This is a genomic window from Qipengyuania nanhaisediminis, from assembly GCF_045862805.1.
Taxonomy (GTDB): Bacteria; Pseudomonadota; Alphaproteobacteria; order Sphingomonadales; family Sphingomonadaceae; genus Erythrobacter; species Erythrobacter nanhaisediminis_A.
In genome coordinates this window covers 2,388,359-2,410,965 of sequence record NZ_AP025760.1, presented here as the reverse complement: position 1 = coordinate 2,410,965, position 22,607 = coordinate 2,388,359, and the positions used below count along the sequence as shown (strand labels likewise).

The following is a 22,607-nucleotide window of genomic DNA, read 5'->3' as shown; positions in this document are numbered from 1 at the left end:
TTTGCGGCCTGCGCAAAGCGCGCTAATGGCGGTTGGGCGCGCGCCCGTAGCTCATCTGGATAGAGCGCGAGACTTCTAATCTTGAGGCAGCAGGTTCGAGTCCTGCCGGGCGCGCCAATTCTTGTTAGCTGTCAGAACCGATGCGCACTCTCGAGCAATTCGGAGGTCACCGGATAGCCCGCATCCTCGAGGATGGTGAGCATGGTGCGCCCGCCTTCGTCGACGATCTGCGGCACGATGGTGCGCACCGGGATCGATTCCGCCTGGGCGCGCGCCTCGGCATAGCTGGCGAACAGGGCGAGGCGTTCAAGGTTCCGGCGGGTGGGAAAGATGAGCTTGATCTCGCCGCGCTCGGCCGCTTCGAGTGCCCCCTTGGCGCTGGTCCAGAAAAGGTGCGTGTTTTCGGAATTGTCGATCGAGACATCGACTGCGCCGGTGCCGAGATCGGCAAGATAGAAGCGGGTGTCATAAACGCGCGGCAGGCGCTCGTTCTTGGGATACCAGCGCGCAAACGGGGTGATCTGCGCGAGGTCGAGGTGCCAGCCGAAGTGTTCGAGCACGGGGGCCAGCTCGTTGCGCTCTTCAAGCATGGCGCGTGCCGCGGCCGCCTTGCCAGCATCGATATCCCCTGAAAGGCCGAGCGCGAGCCCGGTTTCCTCGAGCGTTTCGCGGATCGCCGCGATCTGGTGAGCGGCCTCGACCGGGTCGATCGGCTTGTCAGGACCCGGCGCCGGTGCCTCGCTCGCGACCTGCTCGCCGAGCGAAAGGTCCGCCGGATCGACACGGCCGCCAGGAAACACCGCCATGCCGCCGGCAAAGGCCATTGTGCGCGAGCGCACGGTCATCAATATCTGCGGATCGCCACCCTCGGGGCAATCGCGGAAGATGATGATGGTGGCTGCGGGAATGCCCTTAGGCGGAGATGCGGCATCGGTCTGGCTCGGTTCGGTCATGCGAGCAAAGATGGCGCGCCCTTGCGCGCTTGCCAAGAGCGGCGCGCAGTTGTGTCGGTATATCTTACACTCTACCGATCTGATGAAGAGCAGTCGCCACTCAAGACGTTGATTTTCAAAAGTTTGTTTGTTTTGGCACGCAAACTGCATCATAGGATACGAAGCGACACAGTCTTCGCATCGAGGCTCGATCCGTTCCTGGTCTCTCGGATCGGCCTCCCCAAAGAAAAACCGCCTCGCAAACGTACCCGTGCGAGGCGGTTTTTTCTTGTTCGATCGGGAAACCGCGCGAGGCGCGTGAGCGGATCAGCTCTCGGCCTTGGCGACCTGCTTCTCGTCCATCAATTGCTGCAATTCACCCGCTTCGAACATCTCCATCATGATGTCGCTGCCGCCGACGAACTCGCCCTTGACGTAAAGCTGCGGGATCGTTGGCCAGTCGGAATAGGTTTTGATCCCCTGGCGCACTTCCATGTCCTGGAGGACATCGACGCTTTCGTAGGAGACGCCGCAATGATCAAGGATCGCGACAGCGCGGCTGGAAAAGCCGCATTGCGGGAAGAGCGGGGTGCCCTTCATGAAAAGAACGACGTCATTTTCGCCGACGAGAGTGGAAATGCGCGATTGGACATCAGACATGATGTGCAGCCTTCCTGGATGGATTTCGTGAATTGCGTGCGGTCTACGTGGGGACAGCAGTCGAGACTTGCAAGGCGTGCAGTTCGCCGCCCATCTTCTCGCCGATCGCGGCATAGACCATCTTGTGCTGCTGGACCCGGTTCTTGCCCGCGAACTCAGCCGAAGTGACCTTGACCGCCCAGTGATCGTCGTCACCGGCAAGGTCGGTGAGCTCGATCACTGCATCGGGCAAGGCGGCGCGGATCGCCGCCTCGATATCGTCGCGCGCCATCGGCACGCGATTACTGCTCGCTCATGAACTGGCGGCGCGCCTCGATCGCCATTTCTTCGAGCTTGGCGCGGATATCGGCTTCGGAGACATTGGCCTCGGCCGCGGTCAGATCGCCGAGCAGTTTGCGGATCACGTCCTCGTCGCCCGCTTCCTCGAAATCGGCCTGGACGACCGCCTTCTTGTAGGCGTCGGTCTCTTCTTCGGTGAGGCCCATCAGTCCGGCCGCCCATTCGCCCAGCAGCCGGTTGCGGCGCGCAGCGATCTTGAAAGCGGTTTCCTCGTCCATTGCGAACTTGGCTTCTTCGGCGCGTTCGCGATCTTTGAAATCGGTCATTGGAGTCCCTTTGAAATTCTTGTCGGCTGATCTAGGCGCACGCGCTCCGCGCGGCAAGCGGCAGCGCGGAGTGCACGCGCGATTAATCCATGGTGACGACGAGCTTGCCCACGGCCTCGCGGTTTTCGAGCTTGGCAATCGCTTCGCCCGCGCGTTCGAGCGGGAAAGTCTCGGAGACCAGCGGGTCGATCTTGCCGTCCTGCATCAAGGCGAACAATTCCTTGACCTGTTCGACGAAACGCTCCGGTTCGCGGGCGGTGAAGGCGCCCCAGAAGACCCCGCAGATATCGCAGCTTTTCAGCAGGGTCAGGTTGAGCGGCATCTTCGCGATACCCGCCGGGAAGCCGACGACCAGAAAGCGGCCTTCCCAGGCGATCGCGCGGAGCGCCGGTTCGGAATATTGCCCGCCGACAATGTCATAGACGATGTTCGCCCCTTCGGGCCCGCAGGCCTGCTTGAATTTCTGGCTGAGTTCCTTGGAAGCGGCCTTGTCCATCTCCTCGCGCGGATAGATTACCACCTCGTCGGCGCCGGCCTTCTTCGCGACTTCGCCCTTGGCCTCGCTCGAGACTGCGGCGATCACCCGCGCGCCGAACGCCTTGGCCAGTTCGACCGCCGACAGCCCGACGCCGCCCGCCGCGCCAAGGATGAGCACATTGTCGCCCGGCTTGATGTGACCGCGATCCTTGAGGCCGTGAATGGTGGTCCCGTAGGTCATCAGGAGCGATGCCGCCTTTTCGAGCGGCACGCCGTCGGGAACCGGGAAAATCCGCGCGGCCGGGACGATCGCCTTTTCGCGAAGGCCGCCATTGCCCATGCCCGCCATAACGCGGTCGCCTGGCTTGAACTGGCTCACCCCTTCGCCGACCGCTTCGACCACCCCGGCGATCTCGCCTCCGGGGGAATAGGGGCGTTCGGGTTTGAACTGGTAGAGGTCGCGGATCATCAGCGTGTCGGGATAATTGATCGCGCAGGCTTTGACATCCACCAGCACTTCTCCCTTGGCCGGGGTCGGGACCGCGATCTCGTCGAGTGTCAGGGTTTCGGGTCCGCCCACCTGGTGGGTCTGGATGGCTTTCATGGCGATGGTCTCCCTCGTCTAGCTGGTGGTTCCGCGCATGGCCCATCCCTGGGCCTGTTCGCGGCGTGTTTCGAAGCGGGCGATCGCATCGCCGCGCTCGAGCGTGAGCGCGACCTCGTCGAGCCCGTTGATAAGGCAGTGCTTTCGAAATGGGTCGATCTCGAAAGCGAAGCGATCCTGGAAAGCGGTGGTGACGGTCTGCGTGTCGAGGTCGATATCGATGGTCTCGCCCTGCTGGGCGACCTCCATCAACCGATCGATCGCGCTCTGCTGCAGGACGATGGGAAGGATGCCGTTCTTGACAGCATTCCCCGAGAAGATGTCCGAAAAGCTTGGAGCGATCACCGCGCGCAGCCCCATGTCCGTGAGCGCCCAGGCAGCGTGTTCGCGGCTCGACCCGCAGCCGAAATTGTCGCCCGCGATCAGGATCGGCGCGCCATCAAATGCGGGATCGTCGAAGACATTGCCGGGAACTGCGCGGATCGTCTCGAACGCGCCTTGTCCCAGCCCCTCGCGGGTGATGGTCTTGAGCCAGCGGGCAGGAATGATGATGTCGGTGTCGACATTGCTTGCGCCAAGGGGGATGGCGCGCCCCGATACCCGCGTGACGGCTCGCATCAATCGGTTTCCGGGTTCTCGCCCGAGGGGATGGGGCCGGGCTGGCTCGGCTCGTTCTTCGTCTTGGCGCGCTTGTTGGCATAGAGCAGCGCGGCGGCGATTGCGGCGGACCCGATCGCTCCGGCGATGGCGGCGGTGGATTTCTTGGTCATGCTTGTTCTCTTGGGCAGGGTGAGGAGGATTGGCAAGATGTGTGCGCTGGGCTGTGCGCGATCAAGTGAGCTTGCGCACGTCGGCGAGATGGCCGGCGACAGCGGCAGCGGCAGCCATGGCCGGCGACAACAGGTGGGTGCGCGCGCCCGGACCCTGGCGGCCGACGAAATTCCGGTTCGAGGTCGAGGCGCAGCGTTCGCCGGCAGGCACCTTGTCGGGGTTCATCGCAAGGCACGCCGAACAGCCCGGTTCGCGCCATTCGAACCCGGCCGCGGTGAAGATCCGGTCAAGCCCCTCATCCTCGGCCTGGCGTTTCACGAGGCCCGATCCCGGGACCACGATTGCCCAGCGGACATTGTCGGCCTTGCGCCGCCCGTCGAGGACCGCTGCTGCCGCGCGCAAGTCCTCGATCCGGCTGTTGGTGCAACTGCCGATGAAGACGTTCTCGATCGCGATCGCGCTCATCGGGGTGCCGGGGGTGAGTCCCATATATTCGAGGCTCGCGGCGGCGGCCTTGCGCTTGGCCGGATCGGCAAAGCTGTCGGGTGAAGGCACGGTCCCGCCGATCGCGACCACGTCTTCCGGGCTGGTACCCCAGGTGACCGTCGGTTCGACCGATGCAGCATTGATCGTGACCGTCTTGTCGAAGCGCGCGCCCGGATCGGTGTTGAGGGTTCGCCAATAGGCGACAGCCTTGTCCCAATCCTCACCCTGCGGCGCCATCGGACGCCCCTTGAGGTAAGCGAACGTGGTGTCATCGGGCGCGATCAGGCCGGCGCGCGCGCCCGCCTCGATGCTCATATTGCAGACCGTCAGCCGCTCCTCGACGGTCATCGCCTCGAACACCGCACCGCGATATTCGATAACGTGACCGGTACCGCCGGCCGCACCGATTGCGCCGATGATGTGGAGCACGAGGTCCTTGGCGCTGACCCCGGGGCCGAGCATGCCCTCGACGCGCACTTCCATGCTTTTCGAGCGGCGCAGCAACAGCGTCTGGGTCGCGAGCACGTGTTCGACCTCGCTGGTGCCGATGCCAAAGGCAAGCGCGCCGAGGCCGCCGTGGCAGGCCGTGTGCGAATCGCCGCAGACAATGGTGGTGCCGGGTAGCGAGAACCCCTGTTCGGGGCCGACCACGTGGACAATCCCCTGCTGGGGCGCGGTGGCATCGATATAGCGGATGCCGAAATGCGCGGTGTTGGCCTCGAGCGCGGCAAGCTGGGCTGCGCTCTGGTCATCGGCGATCGGCAGCCGCGCGCCATCTTCATCCAGGCGCGCGGTGGTCGGAAGGTTGTGGTCGGGCACGGCAAGGGTGAGTTCGGGGCGGCGCACCGTGCGTCCAGAAAGCCGCAGCGCCTCGAAGGCCTGCGGGCTGGTGACTTCGTGGACGAGATGCCGGTCGATATAGACCAGCGCGGTCCCGTCATCGCGGGTCTCGATAACGTGATCGTCCCAGATCTTTTCGTACAAGGTGCGCGGACGCGATGCCATGAGCGGGTTTTTCCAAGCTTTGTCTTGCCGCGATTAGCGGCGCTTGGGCCACACTGGCAACATCGTGGTGCGCGCGAATGGATTTAGTGATGGAAACGAAACCTATTCGCGCTTAACTTACAAGCATGTCAGCAGCGCCATTCCAGTTTCCGATCCGGGTCCTACCCGAAGACATCGACTTCATGGGCCATGTCAACAATGCCCGCTATCTGGGCTGGGTGCAGGACGCGGTGCTCGCGCACTGGAACCGGATCGCGCCTGCCGAAGATGTCGCTTCGAAGGCCTGGGTCGCGCTCAAGCACGAGATCACCTATCGCAAGCCGGCATTTCTCGAAGACGACGTGATCGCCCAGACCGTGCTCGAGCAATATCAGGGCGCGCGCGCATTCTATCACACGGTCATCCGCCGCGGCGAGGACGTGCTTGCCGAAGTGCGGTCGAGCTGGTGCTGCATCGATGCGCAAACGCTCAGGCCGGCGCGCATCGGCGAGCACTTGCGCGCATTGTTCTTTCCCGACAGCGATTGATCGAAAGGCTTCGCCTGCTTGCGACTTTCCGGCGAGCGCGGCGCGCCCTATAGGCAGGTCCATGCCCCGTTCGACTGCCTCCACCCCTCCAGCGCTGCGCCCTTTCGCTCTACCCGGTGCCGCGCTCCAGGGCGCGGTCGGGCTTGCTCTGGCGGCGCTGATCGCGGGCAGCTGGCTGGCGATCCACGCTTTTGCGATGTTCGTTTTCGAGCTTGGCTGGGAGACCTTGCCGATCGGCCTCGTTCTGGCAGCGTTGCAATGCTGGCTGTCAGTGGGCGTGTTCATCGTCTGCCACGACGCGATGCACGGTAGCCTTGCGCCCGGCCGACCGCGATTGAGCGCGGCCATCGGCACGGTTTTGTTGTTCCTCTATGCTGGGTTCGGGTGGCGGCGCCTGCGCGATGCCCATTTCGCGCATCACAAGCTGTCAGGCCACGCGGGCGATCCCGATTTCGACGAAAACAATCCGAGCGATTTCTGGCGCTGGTACGCGACCTTCTTCCGGAGATATTTCGGCTGGCAATCGCTCGTCTTCGTCAACGCGGTGGTGGCGTTCTATTGGCTGGTGCTCGACATCCCCATGGTCCAGATCGTTCTGCTTTATGGCGCGCCGGCGCTGCTGTCCTCGCTGCAATTGTTCTATTTCGGCACCTATCGCCCCCACAGCCATGCCCCTGACGATCGATTCGAAGACAGCCACAATGCGCGCACTGACGGGTTCGGGCGGCTGGCGAGCCTCGCCACCTGCTTTCATTTCGGCTATCATCTCGAACATCATCGCCGCCCCGACGTGCCCTGGTGGGCATTGCCCCGGGCGCGGGCGGCGGGCATTGGCGCGGCGCGAACTGCGCGCGCCGCGGATCAGAGGAAGACGAGCGAATGACCTGGCTCGAGGCAGGTGCGATCACGCTGGGAGCGCTGGTGGGGATGGAATTCTTCGCCTGGTTCGCGCACAAATACATCATGCACGGCTTCGGCTGGGCCTGGCACCGCGACCACCACGAACCGCACGCCAACCGGCTCGAAAAAAACGACCTTTTCGGTGTTGTGTTTGGCGCGATCGATGTCGCGCTCTATCTTGTCGGCGCGCTCTATTACGAGCCGCTGTGGTGGGTGGCTCTGGGTATCAACCTGTATGGCCTGCTCTATGCTCTGGTGCATGACGGGCTGGTTCACCAGCGCTTCTTCCGCTGGGTGCCCAAGCGAGGATATGCCAAGCGGATCGTCCAGGCGCACAAGCTTCACCACGCGACGATCGGCAAGGAGGGCGGGGTCAGCTTCGGCTTCGTCATCGCGCGCGATCCGGCGCGGCTCAAGGCCGAGCTCAGGCGCCAGGCGCAAGAGGGTGCGGCAAAAGTGCGCGAGAGCGCCGGCGCCTGAACGCCGGCATCATTCGTTGCGGGTGACGATCCAGCTTCCAGCGATCACCAGCACGGCGATCGAGATCCAGACATAGGGAAAGCCGAGCGTCAGCGCGGTGAAGGCCACGCCGGCGCTCATCGCCAGCACCGCTGCGACCTTGGCCTTGCGCGAGATCGCGCGGCGTTCGCGCCAGTCGGCGATCTGCGGGCCATAGGTTGGATGATCGAGGATGCGCTGTTCCCATTCGGGATTGCTGCGCGCAAAACAATAGACCGCGAGCAGCAGGAAGGGCACGGTCGGCACGATCGGCAGCGCCGCGCCCACCGCGGCGAGCACCACGCTGGCGATCCCTCCCAGCGTATAGAACGGGCGCAACCGACTCATGAAGCGGCCAGCCGGGCGGCGTGCTCCTTGACCAGCGCGATCATGTTGGGGACGCCCTGGGTGCGGTTGCTCGACAACTGGTTCTTCAGGTCGAAGCGTTCGAGCGCGCCGGTCACGTCCATCGCCGCGACTTCGGCCGCGGGGCGATCCTGCACGGCGGCGATCACGAGGGCGACCATCCCCTTGGTGATCGCAGCATTGCTGTCGGCGAGGAAATGCAAGTTGCCCGCATCGCCGGTCTCGGTGGGATATACCCACACGGCTGCCGAGCATCCGCGCACGAGCGTCGCATCGGTCTTGAGCGCTTGCGGCATCGCGTCGAGCTCGCGGCCGAGTTCGATCAGCAGCCGATAGCGTTCGTCGCCTTCGAGAAAGGTGTATTCTTCGTAGATGTCATCGAGGGATCGCATGGCGCGCATTTAGGGAGCGCAAGCGCGAAGGGGAAGGGGCAGGGCCGGGTCGCGAGCGAAAGGCCTGCCAGACGACGCGCGCTAGAGCTCGACCCCGCTGGCGATCGCTTCGAGCTTCTTGATCCGCTCTTTCATGTCGGCCAGTTCGATCCGAGCCGCGCCAACGGCCGCGCCGCCCTCGATCTCGCCGTGACCGGCACCGCGCTGGAGGCGGTCGAGCGCCTCGCGCTTGTAAGCGAGCCAACCCTGCCATCCGCGCAGCAGCGCGAAGGCCACTACGATAAGCCCCACCAGGCAAGTGGCAGCGATCACGAGTGTTGGATCCGTCATCATCGGCTTTGCTCCTTCCCGTGCGAAGTTGATGCGGTTTCATCGAGCGAGGGTTCGCCCGGCGCGCGCAGCGCCTCGATTTCAGCGGCGATCCGGGCGCGCTCGCGCGCGTCCATGGTGTTGTTGTCGGTGGCAATCCGTTCAAGGACGTGAAGCCGTTCGCGCAATTGCTCGATCTCGCGGCGGGTATCTTCGATTTCCGCGCGCGAGGCTTCGTCGCCGCGCCCGATATAGGTCTCGTTGCCGTCCTCATCGGAGATGATCCCGGCGCGCGCCTTGGACATCTGGACGATGCCCCAGACAACGATCGCGACCACCGCAACTATCGCCCAGCCGCTCATTGCCCTGCTCCTTTGCTGGCGCCGGCCGGGGCAGGGTCGCGCAGGCTCTCGATTTCGTCAGCAAGGTCGATGCTGCGGTCCGTGGCAATGCGTTCGAGCACGCGGACCCGGCTTTCGAGATTGGCCTCTTCAAGACCAGCCCGACCGGACGCATTGCCCTGGCCCTTGCGATGGCGTGCCACGCACCAGACGGCGCAGGCCCCGATGGCGGCAGCCAGTCCTGCCAGCTGCAGCGCCTCGAAAACAAGCGGGGTGTCGGCTCCGAACATCAGCCCTTCTCCGCCTCGCGCCGTGCCTCCTGGCGCGCTTCGGCGCGGGCGCGCTCGTCGCGCAGCGCCTCGATCTCATCGGACAGCAATTGCCCGCGATCGGTGGCAAGCCGTTCGAGCACGCGCACGCGGTCCTCGATCAGGTCGACCCGGTCATCGGCAATCATCGCGGAACCGGAATTGCCACCGGCCTCGCGCTCGCGCTCCCAGCGGCGATGCGCGAGCACCTTCGCCACGATCGCATTGACCGATATTCCCAGCACCAGCGTCACCACGGTGATGAAGCTGAAGATCAGCACGAGGTCCATGTCCAGCATCAGGCGTTCCCTTCGTCCTTGCGGTTTTCAAGCGCACGCTCGCGCAGCGCGTCGATTTCGGATGTTAGCGCGTAGCCGCTATCGGTGACGATCCGTTCGACATTGGCAAGCCGGTCCTTCATCGAGCCGAGCTCGGCGCGCAATTCGGCGTTCTCTTGGGTCAAGAGGGCGACCCGCTGCTTGGTCTCGCCATCGGTGGAAGGCTTGAGGGCCTGGCCCCAGGTGCCATCGAGCGGGTAGCCGTGTTCGATCCGCATCTTGGTCGTCTGGATCCAGCCGAAGATGCCGGCTGCGCCCAGAGCAAGTCCTCCGCCGATGATCCAGGGCAGGTGCGGAACGATAATTGCAGCTGCATCGACGCTCATGCCGAAGTCTCCTTCTTCGTGCCGAGGTCGAGCGGCACGCCGCTTTCGCTGGAGCCGGATCGGGGAGCGGGCACATCGCGCAGCGCCTCGATCTCCTCGGCGAGCGTGTAACCGCGATCGGTGACAATCTTCTCGAGCACGATCATCCGATCCTGCATGGCATCGAGCTTGTCGTGAAGCTCGCGATTTTCTGCCTTGAGGCGCTTGGTCTCGGCATCGTCGCGCTTGACCGTGGTCTTGCCGCCCCATTCGTCCTCGAGGTCGTAGCCGTGCTTGGCGCGGATCCAGTTGTTGATGATCCAGCCGGCAGTGCTGATCGCGATGATCGCGATGACAAAAGAGGGCCCACCCCAATCCATTATACCTGTTCCTTCCTGTTGATTTCGAGCGGCACGCCGCTGTCCTTTTCCTCGACATCGCGCACGTCGCGCAGCGCCTCGATCTGGGTTGCGACGTCGTAGCCGCGATCGGTGACGATGCGTTCGAGCACCTGCACCCGGTCTTCGAGCTTCTGGATCTGGCTGGCATATTGCGCGGCCTTTTCGGCGCTTTGCGATGCGGTCGCCTCGATCTTCTTCTCTTCCAGCTTCTTCTGGTTGGCGATCCAGACGATCGCGACCACCATCAGAAACGGCGCAGCCACCGCCACCAGTCCGATCAGATCACCCACGTTTCATTCTCCCTCTTTCGACCGGTCACCCGCGTTTCAGCGCAATTCCTCGATCTGCGCGGTCAGGCGCGGATTGTTGCTGACATAATAGGTCTCGACATCGGCGAGCCGGCGGTCGATGTCGCGGAAGCGGGCGCGGATTTCGCGGGCCGAACGGCTCGGGCTCTGGCGCACGCGCTGCCAATAGCGCTCTTCCTGGTGGTCGCGATAAAGATGCGGCGGCTTCTTCTGAAGCGCGAAGCCCGCGATCAGATAGGCGATCAGCGGCCAGCCAAAGGCAATCGTGAGCGCCACCGCGCCAATGCGCAGCCAGAAGCGGTTGAGCCCTGTATATTCGGCGATCCCCGAGATGACGCCCAGAAACTTGGCGTGGCGGGTATCGCGATAGAGCGTGGTGCGCGGGGTGTTCACGGGCGGGCTCCTTTCTTCTCGGCGAGCAATTGTTCGAGCTCGCGCAGCTGCTGGTTGTCACTGTCCTGGTCGGGCTGGATGCGCTTGACCGGGTTGAACGAGGGGTCGTCGGTGGCGACCAGCCGTTCGACCGTGTCCATGCGTTCGTCGAGCCGCTTGGCGAGGTTGTAGAGCTCCTCGAGCAACACCTCGTCGTCATTGGTGATCGTGGCCGCAGTCTTCCACTTGGTCACGTAATGCATGATCAGCCACGGCAGGCCGATGAGCACCATCGGAAGTACGATAAATTCGGGATCCACCTTTATTCCCCTTTGTCTTTTTCGATCTGGCTGGCGCTGTCCTTGCCCAGCGCCTTTTTCATTTCAGCGAGTTCGTCGTCGATCGCATCGGCGCCTTCGAGCGCGGCAATCTCGTCCGACAAGGACGGCGGTCCGTCCTGGCCGATGGCGATCGCATCCGCGCGGCCCTCGGCATAATCGACCCGGCGTTCGAGCTGGTCGAAGCGCGCCAGCGCCTCGTCCGTGCGCTCGGTGCTCATCAGGGTGCGCAGCTTGACGCGGTTCTCCGCGCTTTCGAGCCGCGCGGCGATCTGGGTCTGGCGGCTGCGGGCCTCGCGCAAGCGGTGCTGCAGCTTCTGAATATCGACCTCGTAGGCGCGCAGGGCATCGTCGAGCACCGCGATCTCGGCGCGTAGCTGATCGCCCATGTCGCTGGCTTTCTTCTTCTCGATCAGCGCCGCGCGGGCGAGATCCTCGCGGTCCTTCGACAGCGCCAGCTGCGCCTTTTCGGACCAGTCGGCCTGGAGCCGGTCGAGCTTGACCACGTGGCGGTGCATCTCCTTCTGGTCGGCAATGGTGCGTGCCGCGCTCGCCCGGACCTCGACCAGCGTCTCCTCCATTTCGAGGATGATCATGCGGATCATCTTCGACGGGTCGTCGGCATTGTCGAGCAGGTCGTTGAAGTTTGCGGCAATGATGTCGCGGGTGCGGCTGAAAATGCCCATGAAGGCTACTCCATCGAGGAACGGGTTGGTCTTGTTGTCACGCGGCCCTGTTTCCGGGTCGCTCCAGCTGTCAGTCTGCGTCGGAGTGGGGCTGCGGCGCAAGGCTTCGATTTCGGCATCGAGCCGCGAGAGGCGGCCCTTGGTCTTTCCCTTGCCTTCGGCAGGAGCGCTGCTCGATACGGTTGCTGCGTCCTTTCGCGGCGTGAAGAAGGGCTGGAAGTCGTCGCCCGGTTCGAATCCGCCCTCGGCAGCGCTCTCTTCGGCTTCGGCAGAACTGCCGGCCTCGGCAGGCTTGCCCTTGCCAGCGCCTTCGCCGGAGCGCGAGGCGCCGGGGGCAGGGGAGGGGGTGTCGGGCTTGCTCACGCGTCTATCAGGCCAGTTCGACCAGCATGGCCGTGTTCTGCGGGTGAGCATGGGCCGATGCCTCGCTGACGAGATTGAGCTGCGAAGTCAGCGCGATCATCGCCACCATGGCAGTGACGCTGGCGAGCGAAGCCTTGCCCAGTTTGGTGGCGAAAAAACTCTGTGCTTGCATGGCTGATCGTCCTTTGCGTTGAAAATCGGTGTTGACCAAGGTTCTGCAATCGCTGTGCCAAACGCAGCAAACCATTGAGTTGTAAAGAAAATATCCTAAGGCCCGGATTTTCTTCTGGTGCCGGTTGCCAATCATTGGGAAATTTCACTATAGTTTGGGCGAAGAGGGGGGGCAGTGGAACGCGAAAACCAGTTCATCGGCCAGTCCGGCGCATTTCTCGACGCGGTCGAACGCGCCAGCCGTGCCGCTCCGATGAGCCGTCCGGTGCTCGTCATCGGCGAGCGCGGAACGGGCAAGGAACTGATCGCCGAGCGCCTGCACCGTCTGTCATCGCGATGGGACGAACCGCTCGTCACCATGAATTGCGCTGCGCTTCCCGAAACGCTGATCGAGGCCGAACTGTTCGGCCACGAGGCAGGAGCCTTCACCGGTGCTACCAAATCGCGCGCGGGACGGTTCGAGGAAGCCGACAAAGGCACCTTGTTTCTCGACGAACTTGGCACCTTGTCGATGGGCGCGCAGGAAAGGCTGCTGCGCGCGGTCGAATATGGCGAGGTCACGCGCATCGGTGCCTCGCGCCCGATCCGGGTCGATGTCCGTATCGTCGCCGCGACCAATGACGACCTTCCGGCTCTCGCACAGGCAGGCGAGTTTCGCGCCGACCTGCTCGACCGTTTGAGCTTCGAGGTGATCACCCTGCCGCCGCTGCGCGTGCGCGAAGGCGATGTCGGGGTGCTGGCCGAATATTTCGCGCGGCGCATGGCGGCCGAGCTCGAATGGCACGCATGGCCCGGTTTTGCCGAACACGTCATGACCGAGCTGGAAGACTATCCCTGGCCGGGCAATGTGCGCGAGCTTCGCAACGTGGTCGAACGCGCGGTCTATCGCTGGGACGATCCCGAAAGCCCGATCGCCCATGTCCAGTTCGATCCCTTCGACAGTCCCTGGAAGCCTGCAGCACCGCCGCACCGCGCCACGCCTGCGAAAACCGGGGGAAGCGCGGTTCCGCAGCCCGCCGATTTCGGCACCAGCGCGCCGTGTTTCGACGAAATCGAGGACCTGCGCGCGGCTGTCGATGCGCACGAGCGCGCGATCGTCGAGCACGCGCTTGGCAAGCACCGTTGGAATCAGCGCCAGACCGCCAAGGCGCTGGGACTGAGCTATGACCAGCTGCGTCATTGCATCAAGAAGCACGCCCTGATGGAAGAGGGTTAGCCGCAGGGCTTTCGGCGTCTCGCAGCGCGTTCCACCACTTCTTTACCTTCCTGCATTATCGACAAGGGGTGCGACACGTTCGGGCCGCGCGCTTGGGAGGCATGGAAATGCAGGCTTTGGTGGATTTCGTTGACAGTCTGACCGGCGTGGTGCGCCTCGCTATCCTGGCGATCACCGGGCTGGGCGTGATCATCACGCTGATCGCCGCATCGTCGTTTTCCTATGTCGCGCCCCAGGTCGCTGAAGACTACGCCGATCGAGCGGAAAACAACGCAGACAAGGCCATTGTCGCTGCCCGCGAGGAAGCCCGCGCACGTTCGCTGGCCGAAGATGGCTGGGGTTATGACGCATCGACGACCGAAAACGGGTCAATGCGCGATGCGAGCGGCGAACCCGCTGGCGGATGGGGCGCCGATCCGCGCTAAAGCCACTTAGCGCCAGCTTGCGCTCCCAACGCCTAGAGCGTTGCTAGGCCGTTGTTTACTTTCTCTCTTCACCAATGGATCGGTCCGCTGTGCCATCATTCTCGCGATGGCCCGAATTATAGAGGCCTTGTGTCGAACGGAGCACGAGACGTGTCGCAAGCTGAAGCAGATCATGGCCGCGCGGCACCGCGCCTGCCGCTGAGCCTGCCGGCAAAATTCATTGCGGTCGCTGGCCGCGTCGATTGCATCATTACAAACCTGTCGCGCACCGGCGTCCTGATCGCGGTCAATGACCCGATCGAGATTGGTGCCGAAGGGTTCCTGCGCAGTGGCCCGATCGATCATTTCATGATCGTCGCACGGCGCGAAGGCAATCACATCGGCATGACCTTCGAAATTCCGGTCTCCGATGCCTTCGTCAAGGGCATCAAGTATTACCAGGATTCGTTCGAGGACATCGAGCGCGAGCAACTCGCCAACACAGCCCGCGACTGGATTGGCGGGGTCGGCTCGGGCCTGTAAGCACGCCGCGTGGGTTGCGGCCGTCCACATTTCGCGCGGATCACCACTTGCCAAAGTCGCAATGCGCGCCTAACTGCTGATCCATCCCGACATCGTCGAGACTTTGAAGGGGCTGGCGCCGAGAGGGGCCGGCACCCCGAGCCCTTGCCGAAGCGCCCTTGCCGAAGCATTGCCAGCGACAGGAACGAATGACCGATATTGCCCGTCTGACCGAAGTGATCGAACCCGAAGCGCGCGCGCTGGGTTTCGAACTCGTGCGCGTCAAGATGATGCCGTCCGAGGCCGGCGATGGCGGGCAGGCGCTCCAGGTCATGGCCGAAGACCCCGCCACCGGGCAGTTGGTGATCGAGCAATGCGCGGCGCTTTCGCGCCGGGTTTCGGATGCCTTCGACGCGCGCGAAGAGGCCGGTGAAGTGCTGGTCGAAGGCGCCTATCACCTCGAGGTTTCCTCGCCCGGGATCGACCGCCCGCTGACCCGAGCCAAGGATTTCGAAAATTGGGCCGGACACGAGGCGCGGATTGTCATGGACAAGGGCTTTGACGGCCAGCGTGTTCACAAGGGCACGCTTGGCGGCATTTCCGATGGCAGGGTGATCATGTCCGATTCCAAGGCGGGCGATGTACACCTGCCGCAAGACCAGATTCACAGCGCCAGGCTCGTCCTCACCGACGCGCTGATCGCTGCCACCCGACCGATCGACACCAGCGGTGTCGACGAAATGCTCGAAGACACCGAAGAAGAAAAGGCAGACGACTGATGGCCAGTGCCATTTCCGCCAACAAGGCAGAACTGCTCGCGATTGCGAATTCCGTTGCATCCGAGAAGATGATCGACAAGTCGATCGTCATCGAGGCGATGGAAGAGGCGATCCAGAAATCCGCGCGCAACCGCTACGGCGCGGAAAACGACATCCGCGCCAAGCTCGACCCGAATACCGGCGATCTGACGTTGTGGCGCGTGGTAGAGGTGGTCGAGGAGGTCGACGACTATTTCAAGCAGGTCGATCTCAAGCAGGCGCAGAAGCTTCAGGACGGCGCTGCCATCGGCGATTTCATCGTTGACCCGCTGCCGCCGGTCGATCTCGGCCGCATCGACGCGCAGAGCGCCAAGCAGGTGATCTTCCAGAAGGTCCGCGATGCCGAGCGCGAGCGCCAGTTCGAGGAATTCAAGGACCGCGCCGGCGAAGTCATCACCGGGGTGATCAAGTCGGTCGAATTCGGCCATGTCATCGTCAATCTCGGCCGCGCCGAAGGCGTCATTCGCCGCGATCAGCAGATTCCGCGCGAGGCCGCGCGTGTCGGCGAACGTGTCCGCGCCCTCATCACCAAGGTCGAGCGCAACAATCGCGGTCCGCAGATCTTCCTTTCCCGCGCACACCCCGATTTCATGCGCAAGCTGTTCGCACAGGAAGTGCCCGAAATCTACGACGGCATCATCGAGATCAAGGCCGCCGCGCGCGATCCGGGCAGCCGCGCCAAGATCGGCGTTATCAGCCACGACAGCTCGATCGACCCGGTCGGTGCCTGCGTCGGCATGAAGGGCAGCCGTGTCCAGGCGGTCGTCCAGGAACTGCAGGGCGAGAAGATCGACATCATCCCCTGGTCGGAAGACACCGCAACCTTCGTCGTCAACGCATTGCAGCCGGCAACGGTTGCGCGCGTCGTGCTCGACGAAGAGGACGGCCGGATCGAGGTGGTGGTCCCCGACGACCAGCTCAGCCTCGCGATCGGCCGCCGCGGCCAGAACGTGCGCCTCGCCAGCCAGCTCACCGGTCACCAGATCGACATCATGACCGAGGAAGAGGCGAGCGAGAAGCGCTCGAAGGAATTCGCCGAACGCTCCAAGATGTTCGAGGAAGAGCTCGACGTCGACGAAACGCTTTCGCAGCTGCTCGTGGCCGAAGGCTTCGCCGAGCTCGAGGAAGTCGCTTATGTCGAGCTCGAGGAGCTCGCCAGCATCGAGGGCTTTGACGAAGACCTCGCAGAGGAACTCCAGAGCCGCGCGATCGAGGCACTCGAACGCCAGGAAGCCGCGCACCGCGAAACCCGCCGCGAACTCGGTGTCGAGGATGATCTCGCCGAGCTCCCGCACCTTTCCGAAGCGATGCTGGTCACGCTCGGCAAGGCCGGGATCAAGACGCTCGACGATCTCGCCGATCTCGCCACCGATGAACTGATCGCCAAGAAGCGAGAGGCGCCGCGTCGCCGCAACAATCCGGACGGTCCGCCGTTGCGTCGTCCGCAGCGCGAGCAGGACAAGGGCGGCGTGCTGGGCGAATACGGCTTGAGCGAAGAGCAGGGCAACGAGATCATCATGGCTGCCCGTGCACACTGGTTCGAGGACGAGGAGCCGCAGGCGGCTGCGTCGGGGTCCGAAGATGAGGAGCCGGCATCGGCTCCCACCGAGGAGGCCGCCGATGCGGACTCCACCCAATGAGCGCGTAGATTCCGACATCGTTGACGATGGCGCTCACGGACCTGCTTCCGGGAGCGAGCGCCGCTGCGTCCTTTCGGGTGAGACCTTCCCCCGCGAGGATCTGATCCGTCTGGCCGTTTCGTTGACCGGCGAAGTGCTGCCCGACCCGGGTGCCAAGGCACCGGGGCGTGGCGCGTGGATCGCGCCGGACCGGGCCGCGCTTGAAAAGGCGATCGTAGAGGGCCATCTCAAGCGGGCCCTGATGCGCGCCTTCAAGGGCGGGCCGGAGGGTGCGGCGCTTTCCTACAGCGACGAATTGCCGCAATTGGTCGAAGCCGCGCTTGCGCGAACTCTGCTCGACAGGCTCGGTCTCGAACTTCGCGGCGGCAATATCGTGCTCGGCTCGGCCAAGCTGGCAGAACATGCGCGCAGCGGTCGGATTGCCCTGCTGCTCCACGCGAGCGACAGTTCCGAGGACGGGCGCAAGAAGCTCGACCAGGCCTGGCGCGTGGGATGCGATGCCGAGGGTTCTGGCATGCGGGGGACTGTCTTGCCTCTGGACCGCAACGCTCTGTCTGTGGCATTGGGCCGCGAAAATGTCGTCCATCTGGGCGTGTCGGGTCACAGCGGCAGCCGCGGCGGAACTCGCAAGGCGTCTGCAGCGGACCGGATCGGACAGGCCGTTACCCGCCTGTCGCGTTTCATGGGGAGCGATCCTCCCGACTAAGGGCCTGAGACGACTGTGATGAGCGCGGGGCAAACTCCCGCGCGGACGAATTGATATTTTGAAGGATTGACGAGCCAGAATGAGCGACGACGAAAAGAAACCAGCCCGCAAGCCGCTGACCCTCAAGGGCGCTCAGCCGGGCGAGGTCAAGCAGACCTTCAGCCACGGCCGCACCAACAAGGTCGCGGTCGAGGTGAAGCGCCGCCGCAAGCTCGTGAAGCCCGGCGAGGCTCCGCCGCCACCGCCGCCGCCTGCGCCTGAACCCGCGCCAGCGCCTGCGCCCGCTCCCAAGGCGGCAGCGCCCAAGAAGCCTGCGCCCAAGAAGCCTTCCGCGAGCGACGAAACCGCGCAGGAACGCGTCGCGCGGCTCCAGCGCGAAGCCGAGGAAGAGCGCCTGCGGCTCGCCGAAGAAGCGCGCAAGCGTGAAGAGCAGAAGGCCAAGCAAAGCGCTGCCGAGGAAAAGAAGCGCGCCGAGAAGAACAAGAAGGCCGAGGCAGAAGCCGAAAAGCGCGCGAGCGAAGAGGCAAAGGCTGCTGCCGAGGCGGAGAAGGCCGCCAAGGCCGAGGCTTCGGATGCCAAGGATGCGTCCGCTACTGCCGATACGACCGCTGCCAAGGGCAGCCCCACGCCCGCGGCGCGCAAGTTCACGCCGGTAGCCCGGCCCGAACCCAAGCGTCCGGCCAAGAAGAAGGACGACAAGCGTCCGGCCAAGGATGCCGGTCCCGGCAAGGACAAGCGCCGTTCGGGCAAGCTGACCGTAACCAAGGCGCTGAACGAGGACGAGGGTCGCCGTGCGCGCAGTCTCGCCGCGCTCAAGCGTGCGCGCGAAAAGGAACGCCGGATGCAGGGCGGCGGCTCGTCGAAGCCGCGCGAAAAGCAGGTGCGCGATGTCGTCGTGCCCGAAGCGATCACCGTCGGCGAACTGGCCAAGCGGATGGGCGAGAAGGGAGCAGACCTCGTCAAGGAGCTGTTCAATCTCGACATGATGGTCACCGTCAACCAGACGATCGACCAGGATACCGCGGAACTGCTCGTCGAACAGTTCGGCCACAATATTCAGAAGGTCTCCGAGGCCGATGTCGACATCCAGACCGAAGAGGATGTCGATCCCGAAGAGACGCTGCGCCCCCGTCCGCCGGTGGTCACTATCATGGGCCATGTCGATCACGGCAAGACCAGCCTGCTCGATGCGCTGCGTGGAACCGATGTCACCAAGGGCGAGGCCGGCGGCATCACCCAGCATATCGGCAGCTACCAGGTCACCACCAAGGACAAGGCCAAGATTACTTTCCTCGACACGCCGGGCCACGCTGCGTTCACCGAAATGCGCCAGCGCGGTGCCAATGTGACCGATATCGTGGTGCTGGTCGTGGCTGCCGATGACGGGATCATGCCGCAGACGATCGAGGCCATCAATCACACCAAGGCCGCCGGCGTCCCGATGATCGTCGCGATCAACAAGATGGACAAGCCCGAGGCCAACCCGGATAATATCCGCAACCGCCTGCTCGAACACGAAGTCATCGTCGAGAAGCTTTCGGGCGATGTGCAGGACGTGGAAATCTCCGCCAAGGAGAAGACCGGGCTCGACGAGTTGCTCGAAAAGATCGCGCTTCAGGCCGAACTGCTCGAGCTCAAGGCGCGCCCCGACCGCGATGCCGAGGCAACCGTGATCGAAGCGCAGCTCGACAAGGGCCGTGGCCCGGTCGCGACTGTGCTGATCACCCGCGGCACGCTCAAGCGCGGCGACACCTTTGTCGTCGGCACCGAAAGCGGGCGCGTACGGGCAATCGTCAACGACCAGGGCAAGCAGATCAAGGAAGCAGGGCCTTCGATGCCGGTCGAGGTCCTGGGCCTTGGCGGCGTGCCGTCGGCCGGTGACCAGCTGACCGTGGTCGAGAACGAGCAGCGCGCGCGCGAAGTGGCGCAATATCGCCAGGAAAAGGCGACCGAAAAGCGCACCGCCCTGGCTCCGACCAGCTTCGATACGATGTTCAACAACCTCGCATCGAACGTGATCGAGTGGCCGGTCCTGGTGAAGGCCGACGTGCAAGGGTCGGTCGAGGCGATCGTCAACGCGCTGCACAACATCTCGACCGACGACATCAAGGCGCGCGTCCTTCACGCAGGCGTCGGTGCGATCACCGAAAGCGACGTGCAGCTTGCTGCCGCTTCGAACGCGCCGATCATCGGGTTCAACGTGCGTCCCAATGCCAAGGCGCGCGAACTGGTGAAGCGCGACAATGTGCGGATGATGTATTACGACGTGATCTATCACCTCACCGAAGAAGTCGCCAAAGAGATGGCCGGCGAACTGGGGCCGGAGCGGATCGAGACCGTTGTCGGCCGTGCGCAGGTCAAGGAAGTCTTCAAGTCCGGCAAGAAGGACAAGGCGGCCGGCCTGCTCGTCGAGGATGGTGTCATTCGCAAGGGCCTGTTCGCACGCCTCACCCGCGACGATGTCATCGTCTCGGCGACCACCATCGCCTCTTTGCGGCGCTTCAAGGACGATGTCGACGAGGTCCGTTCGGGACTCGAATGCGGTGTGGTGCTCGAGGACACGAACGACATCAAGCCGGGTGACCAGCTCGAAGTCTTCGAGGTCGAGGAGCGCGAGCGCACGCTGGAGGTCGGGTGACCGGCCACGAGCGACTGGACGCAATGACGGTGAACGAGCGCCTGTTCGAGCTTGGCCTTACAGCCGGGTTCGAACGGGCGCTTGCCGTTTGGGACGAGGGGCGATTGCGTAAAATCTTCGTGCAGGCCAGATTGCCCGAACACGACCTCTCACTGCTGCGGAGGCGCGGGTGAGCGAGGATCCCTATTTCCCCGATGACGCTGCGGGTTCGCCGCACACCGATCTGCTCGCGTCGCAATTCGTCTCCTTCGACGAAGAGACGAACACCGCGACGATGCGCTTTACCGTCAAGCGCGAGATGTGCACATGGCGCGGCGGCGTGCAGGGCGGGCTGGTTGCGGGCTATCTCGATGACGTGATGGGCTATGCCTTCGTCGCCGCCACCGGCGGGGAGATGGCGCCGCTCAACCTCGAGATATCGATGAGCCTCCTGCGCCTGATCCCCGAAGGCGCGACCATCATCGGCAAGGGCCGGGTGGTGAAAGGCGGGCGCCGAGTGATCTTCCTTGAAGGCGAATTGCTGGGCGAGGACGGGACAGTCCATGCCCGCGCGACCTCGACCGCGATCCCTACAGCGCGCCCTTCGCCGACCGAGACCGGGATGAAGCGTTGATGGCGCGCCTGCTCGCATTGCTCGGCAGCGTCAACGTCGGGGGGAACCGGATCAAGATGGCCGATTTGCGTTGCGCGCTCGAAGAGGCGAGTTTCGCCGAAGTCAGCACCGTTGCGGCCAGCGGCAACGTCGTCTTTACCGATGATCGCGCGCCCCATCTGCTCGAACCCTTGCTGCATGAGCTGGTCGAGAAGCGCTTCGGGTTTTCCTCTTGCGCCATGGTCCGCACGAAACCGCAGGTTGAGGCCGCGATCGATTCCAACCCGTTCCACGGCTCCGGACCGGAGCACGGCTCGGACAAGATGGTCCACTCGATCTTCCTGAGCGCGCAGCCCGACAAGGCAGCGGTCGATGCGCTGATCGCCGACCATGCGGAGAAGGGCAGCGAGCGGCTCGCGCTGGGTGACCGCGTGCTGTTTCTCGACTATGTCCACGGGGTCGGCGTCTCGGACCTGTCGAACAAGGTGCTCGAAAAGCGCCTCGGCGTCGGGGGAACCGCGCGCAACATGAACTCGCTCAAGAATATCCTATCGAAGATGAATTGAACCGATGGCCCGCAAACAAGATTTCACTGCCGAACAGCACTCGGTCCGCGTTCTCAAGGTGTCCGAACGCGTGCGTCACATCCTGTCCGAACTGCTCGCCCGCCAGGAGGTCCATGACGAGACCGTGAGCGCGGCCAATATCGCGGTCACCGAAGTGCGCATGACCCCCGACCTTCGCAACGCGACCGCCTACGTCAAACCGTTGCTCGGCGCGGCAGAGGATGACGTGGTCAAGGCGCTGAGGCAGAACACCGCCTTTCTCCAGCGCGAGGTCGCCAAGAGGCTGGGGCTTAAATTCGCGCCCAAGCTCAAGTTCCGAAAGGACGAAAGCTTTGCCGAGGCCGACCGGATCGAGGCTCTGCTGCGCGATCCCAAGGTGGCGCGCGATCTTGACGAGGACGACGAGGCCGCGGGCGAGCAATGACGCCTAGCGCGGCACCATGCGTGCCTCGAGCCCGATCCTGACCGTGTTGCCGACGATCAGCTGGTAGGCGCGCATCCCGTAATCGCGCCGGTCGATTTCCATCGTCCCGGTGAAAGTTATCGGTCCGCTGGTTGTTCTTGGATCGCTGGCAAAGGTGACGTCGAGCGTTTGCGGCCGGGTCACCCCGCGCGCGGTCAGCTCGCCGGCCACCGTGCCTTGTGTGGGCGAACGCATGGTGAGCGATCGCCCGATGAAGCGGATCGCCGGATAGCGTTCCACCCAGAAGAACTTTTCGCCGCGCAGGCGCCGCAGGGTGGTCTCGTCGGGTGCCTCGATCGTGCGCGCGTCGATGGTGACGCGGATGCGCGCGGCTTCAGGAGCGCCGGGCGCGATCGCGACCTGCCCCTCGATCCGGGGAAAGCGCGCAGTCTTGCTCGACAAACCGAAGAACGAGACCCGCGCGTTCAATGCGCTGGCACTTGCATCGAGCCGGTATTCGCGCACCTCTGCGCCTTGTGCGGCGAGATGTGACGGGGCTGCGAGAGCCACGATCATCGCCAGGAGCGACAACCAGGCCATGCGCAGCCGCGTCACGGCGTGCAGGCGGCTTGGCAGGTT

At 63.9% G+C, this 22,607-nt stretch carries 36 protein-coding genes and 1 tRNA gene; 15 read left to right on the top strand and 22 right to left on the bottom strand.

From position 1 onward, the window contains the following. The first annotated feature begins 40 nt into the window (after nucleotides 1-40). Nucleotides 41-117, top strand: a tRNA-Arg gene (locus ACKTSM_RS11730). Between the two features lie 14 nt (nucleotides 118-131). On the opposite strand, the gene ACKTSM_RS11725 is transcribed toward ACKTSM_RS11730, so the two are convergent. The 8 genes from ACKTSM_RS11725 to leuC form a co-directional block, all read right to left on the bottom strand. Continuing rightward, on the bottom strand, nucleotides 132-953 hold the full coding sequence (locus tag ACKTSM_RS11725) for an NUDIX hydrolase (RefSeq protein ID WP_407874832.1): 822 nt from the start codon (nucleotides 951-953) through the stop codon (nucleotides 132-134). 306 nt (nucleotides 954-1,259) lie between these two features. Then, complete coding sequence (grxD, locus tag ACKTSM_RS11720; RefSeq protein WP_407874831.1) at nucleotides 1,260-1,592, bottom strand: Grx4 family monothiol glutaredoxin; 333 nt, start codon at nucleotides 1,590-1,592, stop codon at nucleotides 1,260-1,262. A 43-nt stretch (nucleotides 1,593-1,635) separates the two neighbouring features. Then, nucleotides 1,636-1,869, bottom strand: a complete 234-nt coding sequence (locus ACKTSM_RS11715) for a BolA/IbaG family iron-sulfur metabolism protein (RefSeq protein WP_407874830.1) — start codon at nucleotides 1,867-1,869, stop codon at nucleotides 1,636-1,638. A gap of 4 nt (nucleotides 1,870-1,873) precedes the next feature. After that, nucleotides 1,874-2,197, bottom strand: a complete 324-nt coding sequence (locus ACKTSM_RS11710) for a DUF1476 domain-containing protein (RefSeq protein ID WP_407874829.1) — start codon at nucleotides 2,195-2,197, stop codon at nucleotides 1,874-1,876. Nucleotides 2,198-2,279: 82 nt separating this feature from the next. Continuing rightward, nucleotides 2,280-3,278 (bottom strand): NADPH:quinone oxidoreductase family protein, encoded by a 999-nt coding sequence (locus ACKTSM_RS11705; RefSeq protein ID WP_407874828.1) that lies wholly within the window; start codon nucleotides 3,276-3,278, stop codon nucleotides 2,280-2,282. A gap of 18 nt (nucleotides 3,279-3,296) precedes the next feature. Continuing rightward, complete coding sequence (gene leuD, locus ACKTSM_RS11700; protein WP_407874827.1) at nucleotides 3,297-3,896, bottom strand: 3-isopropylmalate dehydratase small subunit; 600 nt, start codon at nucleotides 3,894-3,896, stop codon at nucleotides 3,297-3,299. Further along, nucleotides 3,896-4,048, bottom strand: a complete 153-nt coding sequence (locus ACKTSM_RS11695; RefSeq protein ID WP_407874826.1) for an isopropylmalate isomerase — start codon at nucleotides 4,046-4,048, stop codon at nucleotides 3,896-3,898. Before ACKTSM_RS11695 ends, leuD begins: the two co-directional genes overlap by 1 nt. A gap of 61 nt (nucleotides 4,049-4,109) precedes the next feature. Continuing rightward, on the bottom strand, nucleotides 4,110-5,540 hold the full coding sequence (gene leuC, locus ACKTSM_RS11690) for a 3-isopropylmalate dehydratase large subunit (protein WP_407874825.1): 1,431 nt from the start codon (nucleotides 5,538-5,540) through the stop codon (nucleotides 4,110-4,112). 125 nt (nucleotides 5,541-5,665) lie between these two features. Between leuC and ACKTSM_RS11685 the strand changes: the two genes are divergently transcribed. The 3 genes from ACKTSM_RS11685 (at nucleotide 5,666) to ACKTSM_RS11675 (ending at nucleotide 7,447) form a co-directional block, all read left to right on the top strand. Further along, nucleotides 5,666-6,067, top strand: a complete 402-nt coding sequence (locus tag ACKTSM_RS11685; RefSeq protein ID WP_407874824.1) for an acyl-CoA thioesterase — start codon at nucleotides 5,666-5,668, stop codon at nucleotides 6,065-6,067. A gap of 61 nt (nucleotides 6,068-6,128) precedes the next feature. Then, nucleotides 6,129-6,950 carry a fatty acid desaturase gene (locus tag ACKTSM_RS11680; protein WP_407874823.1) on the top strand — a complete coding sequence of 274 codons (822 nt, stop codon included), beginning with the start codon at nucleotides 6,129-6,131 and terminating at the stop codon, nucleotides 6,948-6,950. Continuing rightward, the gene (locus tag ACKTSM_RS11675; RefSeq protein ID WP_407874822.1) at nucleotides 6,947-7,447 is read left to right on the top strand and encodes a sterol desaturase family protein; all 501 of its coding nucleotides are present in this window, start codon (nucleotides 6,947-6,949) and stop codon (nucleotides 7,445-7,447) included. The genes ACKTSM_RS11680 and ACKTSM_RS11675 overlap by 4 nt, the downstream gene beginning before the upstream one ends. A 9-nt stretch (nucleotides 7,448-7,456) precedes the next feature. On the opposite strand, the gene ACKTSM_RS11670 is transcribed toward ACKTSM_RS11675, so the two are convergent. From ACKTSM_RS11670 to ACKTSM_RS11610, 13 genes are all read right to left on the bottom strand, one after another. Beyond that, nucleotides 7,457-7,813 carry a YbaN family protein gene (locus tag ACKTSM_RS11670; RefSeq protein ID WP_407874821.1) on the bottom strand — a complete coding sequence of 119 codons (357 nt, stop codon included), beginning with the start codon at nucleotides 7,811-7,813 and terminating at the stop codon, nucleotides 7,457-7,459. Then, nucleotides 7,810-8,223: a SufE family protein gene (locus ACKTSM_RS11665; protein WP_407874820.1), complete on the bottom strand. Its 414-nt coding sequence runs from the start codon at nucleotides 8,221-8,223 to the stop codon at nucleotides 7,810-7,812. The genes ACKTSM_RS11670 and ACKTSM_RS11665 overlap by 4 nt, the downstream gene beginning before the upstream one ends. Nucleotides 8,224-8,304: 81 nt before the next feature. Next, a complete protein-coding gene (locus ACKTSM_RS11660) occupies nucleotides 8,305-8,553 on the bottom strand; it encodes a hypothetical protein (RefSeq protein ID WP_407876363.1) in 249 nt (82 codons plus the stop codon). Next, the gene (locus ACKTSM_RS11655; protein WP_407874819.1) at nucleotides 8,553-8,894 is read right to left on the bottom strand and encodes a hypothetical protein; all 342 of its coding nucleotides are present in this window, start codon (nucleotides 8,892-8,894) and stop codon (nucleotides 8,553-8,555) included. Before ACKTSM_RS11655 ends, ACKTSM_RS11660 begins: the two co-directional genes overlap by 1 nt. Next, nucleotides 8,891-9,163 (bottom strand): hypothetical protein, encoded by a 273-nt coding sequence (locus tag ACKTSM_RS11650; protein WP_407874818.1) that lies wholly within the window; start codon nucleotides 9,161-9,163, stop codon nucleotides 8,891-8,893. The genes ACKTSM_RS11655 and ACKTSM_RS11650 overlap by 4 nt, the downstream gene beginning before the upstream one ends. Further along, nucleotides 9,163-9,480, bottom strand: coding sequence for a hypothetical protein (locus ACKTSM_RS11645; protein WP_407874817.1), 318 nt, complete (start codon nucleotides 9,478-9,480; stop codon nucleotides 9,163-9,165). Before ACKTSM_RS11645 ends, ACKTSM_RS11650 begins: the two co-directional genes overlap by 1 nt. After that, on the bottom strand, nucleotides 9,480-9,845 hold the full coding sequence (locus tag ACKTSM_RS11640; RefSeq protein WP_407874816.1) for a hypothetical protein: 366 nt from the start codon (nucleotides 9,843-9,845) through the stop codon (nucleotides 9,480-9,482). The genes ACKTSM_RS11645 and ACKTSM_RS11640 overlap by 1 nt, the downstream gene beginning before the upstream one ends. After that, on the bottom strand, nucleotides 9,842-10,204 hold the full coding sequence (locus tag ACKTSM_RS11635) for a hypothetical protein (protein WP_407874815.1): 363 nt from the start codon (nucleotides 10,202-10,204) through the stop codon (nucleotides 9,842-9,844). Before ACKTSM_RS11635 ends, ACKTSM_RS11640 begins: the two co-directional genes overlap by 4 nt. Then, the gene (locus ACKTSM_RS11630; protein ID WP_407874814.1) at nucleotides 10,204-10,515 is read right to left on the bottom strand and encodes a hypothetical protein; all 312 of its coding nucleotides are present in this window, start codon (nucleotides 10,513-10,515) and stop codon (nucleotides 10,204-10,206) included. Before ACKTSM_RS11630 ends, ACKTSM_RS11635 begins: the two co-directional genes overlap by 1 nt. 36 nt (nucleotides 10,516-10,551) lie before the next feature. Further along, nucleotides 10,552-10,926, bottom strand: coding sequence for an envelope stress response membrane protein PspC (gene pspC / locus ACKTSM_RS11625; protein ID WP_407874813.1), 375 nt, complete (start codon nucleotides 10,924-10,926; stop codon nucleotides 10,552-10,554). Beyond that, a complete protein-coding gene (pspB, locus tag ACKTSM_RS11620) occupies nucleotides 10,923-11,198 on the bottom strand; it encodes an envelope stress response membrane protein PspB (RefSeq protein ID WP_407876362.1) in 276 nt (91 codons plus the stop codon). The genes pspC and pspB overlap by 4 nt, the downstream gene beginning before the upstream one ends. 29 nt (nucleotides 11,199-11,227) lie before the next feature. After that, nucleotides 11,228-12,292 (bottom strand): phage shock protein PspA, encoded by a 1,065-nt coding sequence (gene pspA, locus ACKTSM_RS11615; RefSeq protein ID WP_407874812.1) that lies wholly within the window; start codon nucleotides 12,290-12,292, stop codon nucleotides 11,228-11,230. A gap of 7 nt (nucleotides 12,293-12,299) precedes the next feature. Then, entirely contained in the window at nucleotides 12,300-12,464 is a 165-nt protein-coding gene (locus tag ACKTSM_RS11610; RefSeq protein ID WP_407874811.1) for a hypothetical protein, read from the bottom strand. A gap of 174 nt (nucleotides 12,465-12,638) precedes the next feature. Between ACKTSM_RS11610 and pspF the strand changes: the two genes are divergently transcribed. The 11 genes from pspF to rbfA all read left to right on the top strand — a co-directional run bounded on the left by pspF (nucleotide 12,639) and on the right by rbfA (nucleotide 21,989). Next, nucleotides 12,639-13,679, top strand: a complete 1,041-nt coding sequence (gene pspF / locus ACKTSM_RS11605; protein ID WP_407874810.1) for a phage shock protein operon transcriptional activator — start codon at nucleotides 12,639-12,641, stop codon at nucleotides 13,677-13,679. 107 nt (nucleotides 13,680-13,786) lie between these two features. After that, nucleotides 13,787-14,104 (top strand): hypothetical protein, encoded by a 318-nt coding sequence (locus ACKTSM_RS11600; RefSeq protein WP_407874809.1) that lies wholly within the window; start codon nucleotides 13,787-13,789, stop codon nucleotides 14,102-14,104. A gap of 150 nt (nucleotides 14,105-14,254) precedes the next feature. Further along, a complete protein-coding gene (locus ACKTSM_RS11595; RefSeq protein WP_407874808.1) occupies nucleotides 14,255-14,626 on the top strand; it encodes a PilZ domain-containing protein in 372 nt (123 codons plus the stop codon). A gap of 188 nt (nucleotides 14,627-14,814) precedes the next feature. Further along, entirely contained in the window at nucleotides 14,815-15,384 is a 570-nt protein-coding gene (gene rimP / locus ACKTSM_RS11590) for a ribosome maturation protein RimP (RefSeq protein WP_407874807.1), read from the top strand. Then, nucleotides 15,384-17,063 carry a transcription termination factor NusA gene (gene nusA, locus ACKTSM_RS11585; RefSeq protein ID WP_407874806.1) on the top strand — a complete coding sequence of 560 codons (1,680 nt, stop codon included), beginning with the start codon at nucleotides 15,384-15,386 and terminating at the stop codon, nucleotides 17,061-17,063. The genes rimP and nusA overlap by 1 nt, the downstream gene beginning before the upstream one ends. Then, complete coding sequence (locus ACKTSM_RS11580) at nucleotides 17,044-17,769, top strand: DUF448 domain-containing protein (protein ID WP_407874805.1); 726 nt, start codon at nucleotides 17,044-17,046, stop codon at nucleotides 17,767-17,769. The genes nusA and ACKTSM_RS11580 overlap by 20 nt, the downstream gene beginning before the upstream one ends. Nucleotides 17,770-17,848: 79 nt before the next feature. Beyond that, a complete protein-coding gene (gene infB, locus ACKTSM_RS11575; RefSeq protein WP_407874804.1) occupies nucleotides 17,849-20,407 on the top strand; it encodes a translation initiation factor IF-2 in 2,559 nt (852 codons plus the stop codon). Between the two features lie 23 nt (nucleotides 20,408-20,430). Next, on the top strand, nucleotides 20,431-20,580 hold the full coding sequence (locus tag ACKTSM_RS11570; RefSeq protein WP_407874803.1) for a hypothetical protein: 150 nt from the start codon (nucleotides 20,431-20,433) through the stop codon (nucleotides 20,578-20,580). After that, the gene (locus ACKTSM_RS11565) at nucleotides 20,577-21,020 is read left to right on the top strand and encodes a PaaI family thioesterase (RefSeq protein WP_407874802.1); all 444 of its coding nucleotides are present in this window, start codon (nucleotides 20,577-20,579) and stop codon (nucleotides 21,018-21,020) included. The genes ACKTSM_RS11570 and ACKTSM_RS11565 overlap by 4 nt, the downstream gene beginning before the upstream one ends. Continuing rightward, complete coding sequence (locus tag ACKTSM_RS11560) at nucleotides 21,020-21,565, top strand: DUF1697 domain-containing protein (RefSeq protein ID WP_407874801.1); 546 nt, start codon at nucleotides 21,020-21,022, stop codon at nucleotides 21,563-21,565. Before ACKTSM_RS11565 ends, ACKTSM_RS11560 begins: the two co-directional genes overlap by 1 nt. Nucleotides 21,566-21,569: 4 nt before the next feature. Next, a complete protein-coding gene (gene rbfA, locus ACKTSM_RS11555; protein ID WP_407874800.1) occupies nucleotides 21,570-21,989 on the top strand; it encodes a 30S ribosome-binding factor RbfA in 420 nt (139 codons plus the stop codon). A gap of 3 nt (nucleotides 21,990-21,992) precedes the next feature. Here the strand turns inward: rbfA and ACKTSM_RS11550 are convergent, their stop codons facing one another. After that, nucleotides 21,993-22,568: a YceI family protein gene (locus tag ACKTSM_RS11550; protein ID WP_407874799.1), complete on the bottom strand. Its 576-nt coding sequence runs from the start codon at nucleotides 22,566-22,568 to the stop codon at nucleotides 21,993-21,995. Nucleotides 22,569-22,607 lie beyond the last annotated feature (39 nt).

Excerpts from the sequence above, each read along its gene's own strand:
- ACKTSM_RS11725 (WP_407874832.1), bottom strand. The coding sequence starts at position 953 with ATGACCGAACCGAGCCAGACCGATGCCGCATCTCCGCCTAAGGGCATT.
- grxD (WP_407874831.1), bottom strand. The coding sequence starts at position 1,592 with ATGTCTGATGTCCAATCGCGCATTTCCACTCTCGTCGGCGAAAATGAC.
- ACKTSM_RS11710 (WP_407874829.1), bottom strand. The coding sequence starts at position 2,197 with ATGACCGATTTCAAAGATCGCGAACGCGCCGAAGAAGCCAAGTTCGCA.
- ACKTSM_RS11705 (WP_407874828.1), bottom strand. The coding sequence starts at position 3,278 with ATGAAAGCCATCCAGACCCACCAGGTGGGCGGACCCGAAACCCTGACA.
- leuD (WP_407874827.1), bottom strand. The coding sequence starts at position 3,896 with ATGCGAGCCGTCACGCGGGTATCGGGGCGCGCCATCCCCCTTGGCGCA.
- ACKTSM_RS11695 (WP_407874826.1), bottom strand. The coding sequence starts at position 4,048 with ATGACCAAGAAATCCACCGCCGCCATCGCCGGAGCGATCGGGTCCGCC.
- leuC (WP_407874825.1), bottom strand. The coding sequence starts at position 5,540 with ATGGCATCGCGTCCGCGCACCTTGTACGAAAAGATCTGGGACGATCAC.
- ACKTSM_RS11685 (WP_407874824.1), top strand. The coding sequence starts at position 5,666 with ATGTCAGCAGCGCCATTCCAGTTTCCGATCCGGGTCCTACCCGAAGAC.
- ACKTSM_RS11680 (WP_407874823.1), top strand. The coding sequence starts at position 6,129 with ATGCCCCGTTCGACTGCCTCCACCCCTCCAGCGCTGCGCCCTTTCGCT.
- ACKTSM_RS11675 (WP_407874822.1), top strand. The coding sequence starts at position 6,947 with ATGACCTGGCTCGAGGCAGGTGCGATCACGCTGGGAGCGCTGGTGGGG.
- ACKTSM_RS11670 (WP_407874821.1), bottom strand. The coding sequence starts at position 7,813 with ATGAGTCGGTTGCGCCCGTTCTATACGCTGGGAGGGATCGCCAGCGTG.
- ACKTSM_RS11665 (WP_407874820.1), bottom strand. The coding sequence starts at position 8,223 with ATGCGATCCCTCGATGACATCTACGAAGAATACACCTTTCTCGAAGGC.
- ACKTSM_RS11660 (WP_407876363.1), bottom strand. The coding sequence starts at position 8,553 with ATGACGGATCCAACACTCGTGATCGCTGCCACTTGCCTGGTGGGGCTT.
- ACKTSM_RS11655 (WP_407874819.1), bottom strand. The coding sequence starts at position 8,894 with ATGAGCGGCTGGGCGATAGTTGCGGTGGTCGCGATCGTTGTCTGGGGC.
- ACKTSM_RS11650 (WP_407874818.1), bottom strand. The coding sequence starts at position 9,163 with ATGTTCGGAGCCGACACCCCGCTTGTTTTCGAGGCGCTGCAGCTGGCA.
- ACKTSM_RS11645 (WP_407874817.1), bottom strand. The coding sequence starts at position 9,480 with ATGCTGGACATGGACCTCGTGCTGATCTTCAGCTTCATCACCGTGGTG.
- ACKTSM_RS11640 (WP_407874816.1), bottom strand. The coding sequence starts at position 9,845 with ATGAGCGTCGATGCAGCTGCAATTATCGTTCCGCACCTGCCCTGGATC.
- ACKTSM_RS11635 (WP_407874815.1), bottom strand. The coding sequence starts at position 10,204 with ATGGATTGGGGTGGGCCCTCTTTTGTCATCGCGATCATCGCGATCAGC.
- pspB (WP_407876362.1), bottom strand. The coding sequence starts at position 11,198 with ATGGTGCTCATCGGCCTGCCGTGGCTGATCATGCATTACGTGACCAAG.
- ACKTSM_RS11610 (WP_407874811.1), bottom strand. The coding sequence starts at position 12,464 with ATGCAAGCACAGAGTTTTTTCGCCACCAAACTGGGCAAGGCTTCGCTC.
- ACKTSM_RS11600 (WP_407874809.1), top strand. The coding sequence starts at position 13,787 with ATGCAGGCTTTGGTGGATTTCGTTGACAGTCTGACCGGCGTGGTGCGC.
- rimP (WP_407874807.1), top strand. The coding sequence starts at position 14,815 with ATGACCGATATTGCCCGTCTGACCGAAGTGATCGAACCCGAAGCGCGC.
- nusA (WP_407874806.1), top strand. The coding sequence starts at position 15,384 with ATGGCCAGTGCCATTTCCGCCAACAAGGCAGAACTGCTCGCGATTGCG.
- ACKTSM_RS11580 (WP_407874805.1), top strand. The coding sequence starts at position 17,044 with ATGCGGACTCCACCCAATGAGCGCGTAGATTCCGACATCGTTGACGAT.
- infB (WP_407874804.1), top strand. The coding sequence starts at position 17,849 with ATGAGCGACGACGAAAAGAAACCAGCCCGCAAGCCGCTGACCCTCAAG.
- ACKTSM_RS11570 (WP_407874803.1), top strand. The coding sequence starts at position 20,431 with ATGACGGTGAACGAGCGCCTGTTCGAGCTTGGCCTTACAGCCGGGTTC.
- ACKTSM_RS11560 (WP_407874801.1), top strand. The coding sequence starts at position 21,020 with ATGGCGCGCCTGCTCGCATTGCTCGGCAGCGTCAACGTCGGGGGGAAC.
- rbfA (WP_407874800.1), top strand. The coding sequence starts at position 21,570 with ATGGCCCGCAAACAAGATTTCACTGCCGAACAGCACTCGGTCCGCGTT.
- ACKTSM_RS11550 (WP_407874799.1), bottom strand. The coding sequence starts at position 22,568 with ATGGCCTGGTTGTCGCTCCTGGCGATGATCGTGGCTCTCGCAGCCCCG.